The organism is Streptomyces thermodiastaticus (genome assembly GCF_014656135.1).
Lineage (GTDB): Bacteria > Actinomycetota > Actinomycetes > Streptomycetales > Streptomycetaceae > Streptomyces > Streptomyces thermodiastaticus.
On record NZ_BNBV01000006.1, the window covers coordinates 106942 to 120375 of the forward strand.

Here is a 13434-nt window from a genome sequence, read left to right on the forward strand (position 1 = left end):
GTCCACCAGACTAACGGCGCGGCGCCCCGGATCGGCGGTCGTCCACAAGGTGCTGGTACGGGCTTTACCACCGTGCGCCCTGGGTCGCCGCCCCGCCGGCCCGGTTCAGCGGCCGGCGGAGGACACAAGCGGCTCGGCGTACTGCAGGTCCACGGTCCCGGTGTAGCCGGGGAGGGTCACCGTGCCGTCGTCGGTGACCTTCCAGCCCAGCCCGTAGACGTTGACGTACATCATGTAGTTCTGGATCGCCGGGGAGTCGGCGAGCGCCTTGCGCAGCCTGTCCGGGTCGCCGACGGCGGTGATCTTGTAGGGCGGGGAGTAGACGCGGCCCTGGAGGATCAGGGTGTTGCCCACGCAGCGCACCGCGCTGGTGGAGATCAGCCGCTGGTCCATGACCTTGATGCCCTGGGCGCCGCCGTGCCACAGCGCGTTGACCACGGCCTGCAGGTCCTGCTGGTGGATGACCAGATAGTCGGGCTGCGGCTCGGGGTAGCCCGGGAGCTTGGCGGTGGCGTTCGGGGGCGCGTCGTTGAGCGTGACGGTGATCGCCCGGCCCTTCAGCGGCCGGGTGCCCGCGCTCTCCGCCAGGCCGGCGAGCTTGTCGTCCTCGGCCCCGGTGCCGCCGTCGTCGCGGCGGGCGAGGGACTCCACCTCGCCGCGCAGAGCCGCGTTGGACTCGTCCAGTTCCTTGTTCTTGCGGCTGCGTTCCTGGATGAGGTCGGACAGCTTCAGCAGGGAGGAGTCCGTCCGTATGTCGGTGCCCTTGGCGGTGTGGAAACTGGTGAAGAAGATGAGCCCGGCGAGAGCGAAGACGGCCGCGGTGAGGATCCGCACGGGCCGCACCCGGCGCGGGCCGCCCGGACGGATTCCCGGACCGGGTCCCGTTCCCGGGGAGTCGGCGGAATTGCTCAACGTACCCTTATCTCCTTCGGCGCCATGGAAGCACTACGCTAACGGACGCCCGGGGGAGTGCTCAGTTTCCCCTTGTACGCTGCCCCGAGCCAGCCCGTATCCTTGCGCGGCCACGCAGCGCATCGACAGGAGAGACCCTCGTGCCGAAGTCACGTATCCGCAAGAAGGCCGACTACACGCCGCCGCCGACCAAGCAGGCCGCGAGCGTCAAGCTGCAGAGCCGCGGGTGGGTGGCCCCCGTCATGCTCGCGCTGTTCGTCATCGGTCTGGCCTGGATCGTCGTCTTCTACGTCACCGACGGCTCGCTGCCCGTGGAGCAGCTGGACAACTGGAACATCGTGGTGGGCTTCGGCTTCATCGCGGCCGGGTTCGGCGTCTCCACCCAGTGGAAATAGGGCGGCGGAAGCAGGACGTCCGGGCGGTGCGCACGGCTCTGCCCACGGCCTTCCGCTGAGTTATCCACAGGGCTGGTGGAATTTCCACACGAAGGCTGGGGAAAAGCCGACGATCTGTGGATAACCAGTCGCCCCTTGACGCCGGTAGGACTGTCGCACCGCTCCGGCGAACGCCTGCGACACCGGTGCTGACCTGCGCAAACTCAGGTGAGCAGCGAGGGAACCACCTGATCGCGCACGGTGTGCACAAGATCGGCCACCGTTTGTGGACAACTGTGCGTACACGCACTCGTCGGGGGTGCCCGGGGTGCGCCCGTCAGGTGAGCTGGGCGGTTCTGAGCACGGTCACGACGACCACGGCCGCCAGCATCAGCGCACAGGTGCCGTACTGCACCAGGGCCCGCCGCCGGCGCGGAGCGTGGACCATCGCATAGCCGACGATCACTCCGGCCACCAGGCCGCCGACGTGCGCCTGCCAGGCGATGCCGCCCCAGCCGAAGGTGATGACCAGGTTGATCACCAGCAGGGCGACGACCGGGCGCATGTCGTAGCGCAGCCGCCGCATGAGCACGGCCGTCGCGCCGAACAGGCCGAAGATGGCGCCCGAGGCACCGACCGAGGGCTGGTCCTGCGCGGCCAGCAGATAGCTCAGCGCGCTGCCGGCCAGCCCGGAGACCAGGTACAGCGCGAGGTAGCGGGCCCGGCCCAGGGCCGCCTCCAGCGGGCCGCCGATCCACCACAGGCTGAGCATGTTGAACGCGATGTGCAGATAGCCGCCGTGCAGGAACATCGCGGTCAGCAGCCGGTACCACTGGCCCTGCGCGACGCCCTGGACGCCTTCGACGCCCGGCTGGTAGGCCTGGCCGAGCAGCTCGAACCGGTAGGTGAAGGGGTCGCCGACGGCCAGCTGCACGAGGAAGAAGGCCAGGTTCAGGCCGATGAGCACCTTGGTGACGAGCCGTGGGTCGGCGGCGACGACGCCGCCGGCGAGGGTACGCGGCCGGGTGGCGGCCGGCGCCGGTCCCGCACCGGATCCCTGCCGCGCGCACTGCGGGCAGTGGAAACCGACCGCCGCGTTCACCATGCACTCCGGACAGATCGGCCGCTCGCAGCGGGTGCAGCGGATGCCGGTCTCACGGTCCGGGTGGCGGTAGCACACCGGCAGGTCCGGGGCGCCCTCGCCGTCGCCCGCCGGTCCGTCGCCGGCCGGACCGCGGCCGGCCGCGCCCCGCTCCAGCGGGCCCTGCGGGCTGCCTGGTGCCTGGTCCATTCGGTCCCCTCGTGTTCGTCGCGGACGGCGGCACGTCCGGGCCGTGCCGCGCCGTGCACCGCACCGCCCCGCCCGTGCCTACGCACGAGCGGGGCATTTGGTTCCCGGCACGGTCCGCTGCCGCCGGTCGCCGGGGCGGCCTCAAGCGGTCCGTCAGGCGTCGCCCGAGACGACGACCGACTCGATGACCACGTCGTTGACCGGACGGTCGTTGCGCGGGTTGGTCTGCGTGTTCGCGATGGCGTCCACGACCTTCTGGCTCGCCTCGTCGGTGACCTCGCCGAAGATGGTGTGCTTGCGGGTCAGCCAGGCCGTCGGGGCGACGGTGATGAAGAACTGGGAGCCGTTGGTGCCCGGGCCGGCGTTGGCCATCGCCATCAGGTAGGGCCGGTCGAAGCGCAGGTCCGGGTGGAACTCGTCCTCGAAGGTGTAGCCCGGACCGCCGGTGCCGTTGCCCAGGGGGTCACCGCCCTGAATCATGAAGCCGCTGATCACCCGGTGGAAGACCGTGCCGTCGTACAGCTTGTCCGTGGACTTCTTGCCGGTGGCGGGGTGCGTCCACTCGCGCTCGCCCTTGGCGAGCTCCACGAAGTTGCGGACCGTCTTGGGGGCGTGGTCCGGCAGAAGCCGGACCTTGATGTCGCCGCGGTTGGTCTTCAGGGTGGCGTAGAGCTGCTCGGCCACGATCTGCCTTCCGTTGTCTTCCTTTGGCTCCCCGATCCTCGCACGCCCCGTGCCGCGCGTCCCCGGCGGCCGCACGACACGCGTCACGGGGGCACGCCGGTTGCGGAAATCGGGGCGGATCCGCCCGGGTCGGGGGTGTTGCGCACCGATCCGTGGAAGGGTCGGCGGCAAGCTCCCTTTGCCCCTGTTGATCCTCGACAGACCCGTTCGTCCCTTGTCCCGTCCCATCGTCTCCCGTGGACCCCGCCACCGGAAGGGCTCCGGGGACCGAGTCGCCGCCCGTGACCCGGTTGCCCGTTCTCGCATGCCCAGGGGTCCTGTGACAGGCATGATCCGTAAAAGGGTGGAAAGTCGATTCCCCGTACGCCACCGAGGAGGAGGAACCCGTGACCCGCATCGACAGCGTGCGCGCCGCGACCGGATCGGCGAAGGACAGCGTGCTGCACGCCGCGGAAGCGGTGGCGCCCTACGCCGACACGGCCAGGGAGAGGGCCGCGGCCTACGCGCACGAGGCCCGCGTACGGCTGGCACCGAAGGTGTCCCTGGCCGCCGACCAGGCCCGTGCCCAGTACGGCGCCTACGTCGCACCCCGGCTGGAGCAGGCCCGTGCGCAGGCCATGACGTACGTGCCGCCGAAGCTGGACCAGGCCGCCCAGGTGGCCGCCTGCCGCACCCGTCAGGCCGCGCGCAGGGCCGCCGAGTACTCCCGGCCGCGCATCGAGCAGGCACGGGCCGTCGCCGGTCCGGTGGCGGACGAGGCCGCCGCGCGCGGCGCCGCCGCGCTGGTCGCGCTGCGCGGCCAGGTCCGGCCGGAGAAGATCCAGAAGCTCGCCCGCAAGCACAGCCGGCGCTGCCGGGCCGGCCGCGTGGCCAAGCTGCTCGCGGTGGCGGGCGTCCTGGCGGGCGGCGCCTTCGCGGCCTGGAGGTGGTGGGACAAGCAGGCCAACCCCGACTGGCTGGTGGAGCCGCCGGCCGCGACAGAGGTGCCCGAAGAGGGCCGCCTGTCCGCCGTCGACGGCAGCGGGCAGACGCCGGCGGAGCCGGGCTCCGGGACGCAGGAGGCCACAAGCGCCGAGGAGCGGCCCACCGACCGCGACGACCGGGCCTGACCGCCCGGCACGCCTCACACGGCCGCACCGTCCGGCGGCGCTCACCGCGCAGCTCCCCTCCGCTCGGCCCGCCCGACACGAAGGGGAGCTTTCTCTGCCGCGAACAGCAAACCACCCGAACCGGCCCGAATCCCCGCCGCCCGGCCGTCTCCCCTCGATGCCGCCCCGGCATCCCGCCGGCGGCCGCCCCGGGGCCGGGCCACCCGCCCGCCCGGCCTGTTTGCACCAGTGATCACCGGCTCAGCCGCCGCCCGCTGCGGTCGCGCTCGGTGAGCGGGCGGACGTCATCGGTGACAGGTCCGGCGGTGCGCCGTTCGCCTCTCTCGCGGTGCCGCGCCCGGCACGCTGCGGCAGACTCGGGTACCGGAGAGGTGCCCGGCCAACCCCTGTGAGGCCCGCGTGCTCGATGTGCCGTTCTGGCTCTGGGCGGTCTTCGCCGCCGTGGTGCTCGTCTCGCTGGTGACCGACCTGCTGGCCCACCGCCACGAGCACGTCATCGGCTTCAAGGAGGCCACCGCCTGGAGCGGACTGTGGGTCGGGCTCGCGCTCGTCTTCGGCGCGGTCGTCTTCCTCGTCCTCGGAGGGACGGCCGGCACGGAGTACATCACGGCGTGGCTGCTGGAGAAGAGCCTGTCGGTCGACAACCTCTTCGTGTTCGCCCTGATCTTCTCCTACTTCCGGCTGCCCCGCGCCTACCAGCACCGGGTGCTGTTCTTCGGAGTGATCGGGGCCCTGGTGTTCCGCGGTCTCTTCCTCGCCGCCGGTGTGGCCGTGGTCAGCCGCTTCACCGCCGTCCTGTTCGTCTTCGCCGCGATCCTCTTCTACAGCGTCTACAAGATCCTCTCGGGGCAGGAAGAGAGCTTCGACCCCGGCCACAGCTTCGCCGTCCGGCTGCTGCGCACCCTGATGCCGGTGCGGAGCGAGTACGCGGGCACGAAGTTCTTCGTCAGGGAAGCCGGGCGGCGCACGGCGACTCCCCTGCTCGCCGTCGTCGCCGCGATCGAGGCCGCCGACCTGGTCTTCGCCGTGGACAGCGTCCCGGCCGTGCTGGCCGTCAGCGACGACGTCTTCATCGTCTACACCAGCAACGCCTTCGCCATCCTGGGACTGCGCGCCCTGTACTTCATGCTGTCGGGACTGCTGGACCGGTTCCATCACCTCAGCAAAGGCCTGGCGGTCATCCTGGGCTTCATCGGGGTGAAGCTCGTCCTGCAGGCCTGCCACAAGATCGTCAGCCCTGCGGTACCCGAGATCCCCACCCTGATCAGCCTCGGCGTGATCGTCGTCGTGCTGGCGGCCTCGGTGGCCTGGAGCCTGCTCCGCCCGGCCGAGGCGGCGGGCGTCCCGGGCACCGCGGGACCTGCCGGGACGCCCGATACCGGAGCCCCAGCCTCCGGCAGCGCACGGAAGGACCCGGGCGCCCCCGGGCCGCCGACCGGTCCCGCGCCGCCCGGTCCCACGCCGCCGGGCGACCCGCCTGCCTCGGAGCGGTGACGCCTGCCGGTCGCCGGGCCGGCGCGGCCGTGCGGCCCCGTCTCACGCGGACGGTGGCGCCAAGGGGTCGTCCGCCGGGGCTTTCCGATCGGCCGCCGGCACCAGGCCCGCCGGCACCTCCGCCCGCTTCGCCTCGTCCAGGTTCCCGTCCCGCAGCAGCCGCTCGGCGGCCAGGGACCGCGAGAACGCCGCAGGCTGCCCGAAGCAGGCCCGCGGATGCCCGGCGTCCGCCTCCTGGGACTTCACGAACGTACGGCTGACACAGCCCGCCAGAGCAGCGGACACGGCGCCCGGCGCGATGCCGGCGAGGAGGACGACCGCCGGCGGGCTCTCCCCGTCGACCGCCCTCACGGTACGGACCGCGGCTGCCCAGAGGGCGACGACCGTGGCCGTCCCTCTTCCGCTCCGCCTGCCCATGCGGGACTCGCTCCCCCTCGGCTCGTCGGCTCCGTCCGGTCGGACGTGCCGAGCGGGCATCTGCGCGCCGCCGCTGTTCCCCGACCCCTCGGCATGCCGATCAGCATGGCTCAAGTCCTCTGTAGCCTACGGCAGTTCGCCGGAACGGATCGGCGCGCCGGTCACCCGCCCACGGGCCGGTGCACCATCTCTCGGCCTCGCCGGGCGGGCAACGGTCACTGGTGCGGGGGCGGGGCGGGAGACCGGGCACGGCGGCGAAGAGCACGAAGCGCGCCCGGTCCACGGCACTGCGGCCGCTCAGTGGACGCCGACAATGCGAGACGCCCTCCGGATCACCGATCCGAAGGGCGTCTGACCTGCGGTGGAGCCTAGGGGAGTCGAACCCCTGACATCTGCCATGCAAAGACAGCGCTCTACCAACTGAGCTAAGGCCCCGGAAGAGGAGTATCCGGCCAGCGAAACAGCCCACCGGTCGGTACCGCACAACAGAGTACCGGGTCTTCCCCTGGATCCGGCAAAAAGATTGGGGGTCCCCCTCGACGACCACGCTCCGTAAGATGCTCCGCGTGGTTCGCTACAGCGAACCACCTACTCGGGGAAGCGATGGGGAGACGCAATGGACGCCGCACAGCAGGAAGCCACCGCAAGAGCGCGGGAACTGCAGCGGAACTGGTACGGGGAGCCCTTGGGGACGCTCTTCCGCAGGCTCATAGACGACCTCGGGCTCAACCAGGCCCGTCTTGCGGGGGTGCTGGGGCTGTCCGCACCGATGCTGTCGCAGCTGATGAGCGGCCAGCGCGCGAAGATCGGCAATCCCGCGGTGGTCCAGCGCGTGCAGCTGCTGCAGGAGCTGGCGGTGCAGGTGGCGGACGGCAGTGTCAGCGCCGCCGAGGCCACCGAGCGCATGGAGGAGATCAAACGGTCTCAGGGAGGGGCGGTGCTCAGCAACACCACGCAGAACGTGACCAGTTCGAGCGCACCGACGGTCAAGCGCGTGGTGCGTGAGATCCAGTCGCTGCTGCGCTCGGTGGCCGCCGCGAGCGACATCATCGAGGCCGCGGACAGCCTCGCACCCACCCACCCCGAACTCGCCGAATTCCTGCGGGTGTACGGAGCCGGCCGCACCGCCGACGCGGTCGCCCACTACCAGGCCCACCAGAGCTGACGGCACCGGCAGACGCCGTCCCGCCCCTGCTCCGAGAAACCGCCGACCGGCCCGGCGCGCTCCTCGTGCCACGGCACCGGGACCCGGCAGCAGACACCCGCGCACCGCACGACCTGCACCGGCCGCGAGCCGTACCGGCCGCCGTCGGCGACACGAGGCAGGGGCCGCAACCAGGCGTACGCCGGGCGACGCCGCGGCCGGCGTACGCCTGCCCCGCGCGGCCGCACACCGGGAGACAGGCACCGCCGAGCGGAATCCCTCCACCGGACCGCACCCGGCAGGAGGCCGCGCACACCCGCCGCGCGTCGCCGCGAGCCTCGTCCACTCGCCCGGCGACGCCTACCTCATCTCCGCCGGCCCCGCAACCGGAGCCGGAGGCTCGGCCGGCCCCGGCAACACGAAACCCCGACCGCTGCGGCGGCCGGGGTCTGCTCAGAATCGACTGTGGGTGATCAAGAACCCGTGGACACGGAGTCGGTGGCCTCCGTCCACAGGTCCTGCTCGGCGCGATCGGCCTGAATCTGGCGGTACACGAGGAGCCCGCCGATGGCGGCCAGTGCGACCAGGAGAAGCTTCTTCACCGCGCGACCTCGTCTTTCGTTGACGTAGAGGACCTCTGGCGCCCGACTATACACACCGGCCGGAACCGGCTTGCGGCCCGTGCCCGCCCGCAACTGTCCTGGCCTGAGCCGCAGCAGACGCCGCACCAGCCGCCCCGGCCGGAGCGTGACGAGTCCCGCACGGACGGTGACTTTGCCCATGCTCCTCCCTTCATCTCACTTTTTCGGCGCTCATGCGTCCATCCGAGTGGTGTTCATCGGAAGATCCCGGCACCCCGAGCGTCGGTCCACCACTTCGTGGCCCACATACACATCATGAGCAAAGTACGCAAATCGCCCAACCCGAAAGTGAGGGGCCATGGACCAGCACAAGGTCAAGAAGCTGTGGACCGCCATCGTCACCGCCTTTCTCGCGCTCTGCACGGCGCTCGGACTGATCACCACGACCGCCGCCACCACGGCCACCGCCGCGACGCAGCCCGAGGCGGCACCCAAGAGCACGACCCGGGTGCCGGTCAGGACGATCTCACCGTGGTCCAGGCTTCAGGCCCGGTCCCTGCCCCCCACGATGAAACAGCGGATCCGTGCCGAGGCCCACGGCAAGAGCCCCCGCTGCCGCCACCGTCCGCTCTCCGAAGCCCCCTCGCTCGGCACCGACCCGGTGTGCGCCCCCGTCGCCCCACCGTCCCGGCCCCTCATCCCCATGCAGCGCTGACAGTGCCGGCCCGGAACCCCCGGGTCCTCCAGCCACCACCATGACGTAACGGCGATCTGCGTACAGGACCACCGTCACCCCGGCACCATCGCACCCATCACAGAGATCCCCGGCCGCCCGCGGCCGGGGATCTCGCGTCGTCCTGGACCGTCGCGGCAGGCCACGCCCCCTACGCGGTCCACTCGGCCCACCCGAACGACGCGAGGACGATCCCCGGGCCGGCATGGGCAGTCCTCACATCGGCACGCAGCACGTTCCGCAGCGCGGCACGAGGCCCTTCTGTCCGCGTGCACCGCGCAACAGCAGGGAGACACAAGGGCCCACAAGCGCTTCGCGTCTAGGCGGGTCGGCCTCCGACACGTTCCCACTGTGCCTCGTCCCACTCGACATATTCGAGCTGGACGCCACCGGGCAGCTTGGCGGTCAGGTTCCTCCCAGTGGGAACGGCCTGCGGGCCACGCACAATCTGTGCTCCCGTCTGATTGAGACGTACCTGGCACTCATCGAGGTCATCCACGATCAGCGTCGCCGCCGTCGCCGTGTACGGCTCCAATGTCCGCTCGTCCCCCGCCACCACCAGAACCTGGCCGACGGCGGCCAGCTCCAGGCCGTTCGGCATCCTGAAGCGACTGGTGATCGGCTCATCAGTAACGGTGCTGAGCGGTGCCAGCACCGCATTCAGGTCGGTGGTATAGACGCGTGCGTAGGTACGAAAGATCCGCATGCTTACCAGCAAGACAGGAGGAGCCGTGGCTATTCCGCTCACCACCCGCGACGAGCAGGCAAGTGAACATGGGCACCACTCCTCCTGCTCGGGGGCCGCAGTGCAGCGAGCCGACCAGCCGTGACCTGCCCACCTCAACCCACCACTCACCCCAGATCCCATCCCGTCCGCCGTCGGCCCACGTGCCGTGGAACGGGCGTGGTTTCTGGCGTCCAGGTGGAGCGCGCCACTGTACGAACGACCTGGACGCCAAGGGGCCGAGCATGACCATGGACGACTGCACGCACGTGGTCGGCGACAGTGAACGGAAAGCCGTCGCGATGCTCGCCGAGCTGCTTCAGGACCCGCTCATCGGCTGATACGCCGCTGTTGGTGTCGACCATGGGTGTCAAAAGACCCCCGGCCCTGGTGGACCGGGGGTCTTGTCGCTGGTGGGGCTAACTGGATTTGAACCAGTGGCCTCATCCTTATCAGGGATGCGCTCTAACCAACTGAGCTATAGCCCCGCCGCGCTCTGCGGTGTGTGTCCCGCGCGCTGACTCCTGAAGATTAGCGCACGAGGCGGTCAGTACCAAAATCGGTTGGCCGCGGGCCGCCGGTCGCGGGGGGCGCCGCGACCGGCGGCGGCCGTCATTCGTCCTCGGCCAGGGTCACTTCCACACCGCCGACGAAGCCGGCGGAGAGGTTGTAGATGAAGGCGCCCAGGGTCGCCAGGGCCGTCATCAGGACCACGTCGATCACCGCGATGATCGTGGTGAACATCAGCACGTGCGGCAGGGACAGGAAGGACTGCAGGTCGAAGCCGTTGGACTCGTTGGACCCGGTGGCCTCGGAGATCGTTCCGCCGACCGTGGAGAAGACGCCCATGGCGTCCAGGACCATCCACAGCACGGCGGCGGCCACGATCGTGCAGATGCCGAGGGCGAGGGACAGCAGGAAGCTGACCTTCATCACCGACCAGGGGTCGGCCTTGGCCACGCGCAGCCGGGCCTTGCGGGTGCGCGGGGTGGTGCGGGCGCCGGTGCGCGGCCTGCGGACCGCGCCGGTGTGGCCGTCCTCGGCCGCCGAGTAGGCCTGCGGCGGGTGGTACGGCGCGGCGGGCTGCTGCGGCCGCTCCGAGGGCAGCGGTGAGGCCGGGCGGCCGGCCGGCGGCTGGGCGTGACCTCGGGTGTCCGTCACCGCTCCCCCTTGGGGTCCGTGGGCGCCGGGTGCGTCGGCCGCGGACGGCCGCCGGATCGGCTTGAGGTTGGTCGTGCGCGTGTCGGTCACATGCGCGGCGGAGCCACGGCCGCCGCCGTCCGCTTCCGTACCCCTGGAGGTACCGGCTGATCCGGCGCCCGTGGCTCCGCTCACGATGACTCACTCCTCGTGCTACTCGGCCGAGGGCGCCTCACCCTCGTCCGTGCCGGTGGTCGTGGCACCCTCGGCGGCGGTGCCGGCGGCCTGCTCGCCGTCGACTTCCTCCGCCTCGCGTCCCGCCTCGGCGTTTCGTGCGATGCCGACCACGGCATCGCGCTTGCTCAGGTTGATCAGTTGGACGCCCATGGTGTCACGGCCCGTCTCCCTGACCTCGTTGACTCGCGTGCGAATCACGCCGCCCGAGAGCGTGATGGCGAGGATCTCGTCGCCCTCCTCGACCACCAGCGCACCCACGAGGGATCCGCGGTCCTCCACGATCTTGGCGGCCTTGATGCCGAGGCCGCCGCGGCCCTGGACGCGGTACTCGTCGACGGCGGTCCGCTTCGCGTAACCACCGTCGGTGGCGGTGAACACGAACGTACCCGGTCGCACGACATTCATCGACAGCAGTTCGTCGCCCTCGCGGAAGCTCATGCCCTTGACGCCCGAGGTCGCGCGGCCCATGGGACGCAGGGTTTCGTCCGATGCGGTGAACCTGATGGATTGGGCCTTCTTGCTGATCAGAAGCAAATCGTCCTCTGCCGAGACGAGTTCGGCGCCGATCAGTTCGTCGCCGGTTCCGTCCTCCCGCTCCCGCAGATTGATCGCGATGACACCGCCGGAGCGCGGCGAATCGTAATCCTTCAGAGGCGTCTTCTTGACCAGACCGGACTTCGTGGCGAGCACCAGGTACGGCGCCGCCTCGTAGTCGCGGATGGCGAGGATCTCGGCGATCGTCTCGTCCGGCTGGAAGGCCAGCAGGTTCGCCACGTGCTGGCCGCGCGCGTCCCGGCCGCCCTCGGGCAGCTCGTAGGCCTTCGCCCGGTACACCCGGCCCTTGTTGGTGAAGAACAGCAGCCAGTGGTGCGTGGTGGAGACGAAGAAGTGGTCGACGATGTCGTCTTCCTTCAGCTTCGTCCCGCGGACACCCTTGCCGCCGCGCTTCTGGGCCCGGTAGTCGTCGGTCCGGGTCCGCTTGATGTAGCCGCCGCGGGTGACCGTGACGACGATGTCCTCCTCGGCGATCAGGTCCTCGATGGACATGTCGCCCTCGTAGGGCACCAGCTTGGTCTTGCGGTCGTCGCCGTACTTCTCGACGAGCGCGGCCAGCTCCTCGCTGACGATGCCCCGCTGGCGGGCCGGGGAGGCCAGGATCTCGTTGTACTCGTCGATCTTGGCCTGGAGCTCGTCGTGCTCCTGGACGATCTTCTGGCGCTCCAGGGCGGCCAGGCGGCGCAGCTGCATCTCCAGAATGGCGTTGGCCTGGATGTCGTCGATGTCCAGCAGGCCCATCAGGCCGTCGCGGGCGACCTCGACGGTCTCGCTGCGCCGGATCAGCGCGATGACCTCGTCGATGGCGTCCAGGGCCTTGAGCAGGCCGCGCAGGATGTGGGCGCGCTCCTCGGCCTTGCGCAGCCGGAAGCGGGTCCGGCGGACGATGACCTCGATCTGGTGGCCCACCCAGTGCCGGATGAACGCGTCCAGCGACAGGGTGCGCGGCACGCCGTCGACCAGCGCCAGCATGTTGGCGCCGAAGTTCGTCTGCAGGTCGGTGTGCTTGTACAGGTTGTTCAGGACGACCTTGGCGACCGCGTCCCGCTTGAGGACGATCACCAGGCGCTGGCCGGTGCGGGACGAGGTCTCGTCCCGGACGTCCGCGATGCCGGCGATCTTGCCGTCCTTGACCAGGTCGGCGATCTTCTGCGCCAGGTTGTCCGGGTTGACCTGGTAGGGCAGCTCGGTGACCACCAGGCACTGGCGGCCCTGGATCTCCTCGACCTCCACCACCGCGCGCATGGTGATGGAGCCGCGGCCCGTGCGGTAGGCCTCCTCGATGCCCTTGCGGCCCACGACCAGCGCACCGGTCGGGAAGTCCGGGCCCTTGATCCGCTCGATGAGCGCGTCCAGCAGCTCCTCGTGGGAGGCGTCCGGGTTCTCCAGGTACCACTGGGCGCCGGCGGCGACCTCGCGCAGGTTGTGCGGCGGGATGTTGGTCGCCATGCCGACCGCGATGCCCGCCGAGCCGTTGATCAGCAGGTTCGGGAAGCGGGAGGGCAGGACGGTCGGCTCCTGGGAGCGGCCGTCGTAGTTGTCCGTGAAATCGACGGTCTCCTCGTCGATGTCACGGACCATCTCCATCGACAGCGGCGCCATCTTGCACTCGGTGTAGCGCATGGCCGCCGCCGGGTCGTTGCCCGGCGAACCGAAGTTGCCGTTGGAGTCGACGAGCGGCATGCGCATCGCCCAGGGCTGGGCGAGGCGGACCAGCGCGTCGTAGATGGAGGAGTCGCCGTGGGGGTGGTAGTTGCCCATGACGTCGCCGACCACGCGGGCGCACTTGTAGAAGCCGCGCTCGGGGCGGTAGCCGCCGTCGTACATGGCGTACAGCACCCGGCGGTGGACGGGCTTGAGACCGTCCCGGACGTCCGGCAGCGCACGCGAGACGATGACGGACATCGCGTAGTCGAGGTAGGAACGCTGCATCTCCGTCTCGAGCCCGACGGGCTCGACGCGGAGCGCGATGTCGCCGCCCTCTTCTTCCGGGTTCTCCGGCGTCACGGGAGTGTTCTCGTCGGCCATTGCTGGTGGGG

13 protein-coding genes and 2 tRNA genes are annotated in these 13434 nt (G+C 70.5%); 5 read left to right on the forward strand and 10 right to left on the reverse strand.

Features of this window, described 5'->3' with window-relative positions:
- Positions 1–105: 105 nt before the first annotated feature.
- The gene (locus IE286_RS08380; RefSeq protein WP_189795986.1) at positions 106–912 is read right to left on the reverse strand and encodes a DUF881 domain-containing protein; all 807 of its coding nucleotides are present in this window, start codon (positions 910–912) and stop codon (positions 106–108) included.
- Between the two features lie 140 nt (positions 913–1052).
- Between IE286_RS08380 and crgA the strand changes: the two genes are divergently transcribed.
- Positions 1053–1307 (forward strand): cell division protein CrgA, encoded by a 255-nt coding sequence (gene crgA / locus IE286_RS08385; RefSeq protein WP_189795987.1) that lies wholly within the window; start codon positions 1053–1055, stop codon positions 1305–1307.
- A 316-nt stretch (positions 1308–1623) separates the two neighbouring features.
- On the opposite strand, the gene IE286_RS08390 is transcribed toward crgA, so the two are convergent.
- Both IE286_RS08390 and IE286_RS08395 read right to left on the reverse strand, forming a co-directional pair.
- Positions 1624–2577 carry a rhomboid family intramembrane serine protease gene (locus IE286_RS08390; protein WP_189795988.1) on the reverse strand — a complete coding sequence of 318 codons (954 nt, stop codon included), beginning with the start codon at positions 2575–2577 and terminating at the stop codon, positions 1624–1626.
- Between the two features lie 153 nt (positions 2578–2730).
- Positions 2731–3261 (reverse strand): peptidylprolyl isomerase, encoded by a 531-nt coding sequence (locus IE286_RS08395; protein WP_189795989.1) that lies wholly within the window; start codon positions 3259–3261, stop codon positions 2731–2733.
- Positions 3262–3647: 386 nt separating this feature from the next.
- On the opposite strand from IE286_RS08395, the gene IE286_RS08400 reads away from it, so the two are divergent.
- Entirely contained in the window at positions 3648–4370 is a 723-nt protein-coding gene (locus IE286_RS08400) for a DUF5324 family protein (protein ID WP_189795990.1), read from the forward strand.
- A gap of 399 nt (positions 4371–4769) precedes the next feature.
- Positions 4770–5864, forward strand: a complete 1095-nt coding sequence (locus IE286_RS08405) for a TerC family protein (protein WP_189795991.1) — start codon at positions 4770–4772, stop codon at positions 5862–5864.
- A gap of 42 nt (positions 5865–5906) precedes the next feature.
- On the opposite strand, the gene IE286_RS08410 is transcribed toward IE286_RS08405, so the two are convergent.
- Entirely contained in the window at positions 5907–6215 is a 309-nt protein-coding gene (locus tag IE286_RS08410; protein WP_189795992.1) for a hypothetical protein, read from the reverse strand.
- Between the two features lie 428 nt (positions 6216–6643).
- Positions 6644–6716 (reverse strand) — tRNA-Ala (locus tag IE286_RS08415).
- 181 nt (positions 6717–6897) lie between these two features.
- Here IE286_RS08415 and IE286_RS08420 point away from each other — a divergent pair.
- Positions 6898–7446, forward strand: a complete 549-nt coding sequence (locus tag IE286_RS08420; RefSeq protein WP_189795993.1) for a helix-turn-helix domain-containing protein — start codon at positions 6898–6900, stop codon at positions 7444–7446.
- 452 nt (positions 7447–7898) lie between these two features.
- Here IE286_RS08420 and IE286_RS27110 read toward each other — a convergent pair whose 3' ends face one another.
- Positions 7899–8027, reverse strand: coding sequence for a DLW-39 family protein (locus IE286_RS27110; protein WP_221886882.1), 129 nt, complete (start codon positions 8025–8027; stop codon positions 7899–7901).
- A gap of 337 nt (positions 8028–8364) precedes the next feature.
- Between IE286_RS27110 and IE286_RS08430 the strand changes: the two genes are divergently transcribed.
- Entirely contained in the window at positions 8365–8721 is a 357-nt protein-coding gene (locus IE286_RS08430; protein WP_189795994.1) for a DUF6344 domain-containing protein, read from the forward strand.
- 337 nt (positions 8722–9058) lie between these two features.
- On the opposite strand, the gene IE286_RS08435 is transcribed toward IE286_RS08430, so the two are convergent.
- The 4 genes from IE286_RS08435 to gyrA form a co-directional block, all read right to left on the reverse strand.
- Positions 9059–9445 carry a hypothetical protein gene (locus IE286_RS08435; protein ID WP_189795995.1) on the reverse strand — a complete coding sequence of 129 codons (387 nt, stop codon included), beginning with the start codon at positions 9443–9445 and terminating at the stop codon, positions 9059–9061.
- Positions 9446–9874: 429 nt separating this feature from the next.
- Positions 9875–9951, reverse strand: a tRNA-Ile gene (locus IE286_RS08440).
- A 124-nt stretch (positions 9952–10075) separates the two neighbouring features.
- Positions 10076–10798 carry a DUF3566 domain-containing protein gene (locus tag IE286_RS08445; RefSeq protein ID WP_189795996.1) on the reverse strand — a complete coding sequence of 241 codons (723 nt, stop codon included), beginning with the start codon at positions 10796–10798 and terminating at the stop codon, positions 10076–10078.
- 18 nt (positions 10799–10816) lie between these two features.
- A complete protein-coding gene (gene gyrA / locus IE286_RS08450; protein WP_189795997.1) occupies positions 10817–13423 on the reverse strand; it encodes a DNA gyrase subunit A in 2607 nt (868 codons plus the stop codon).
- Positions 13424–13434 lie beyond the last annotated feature (11 nt).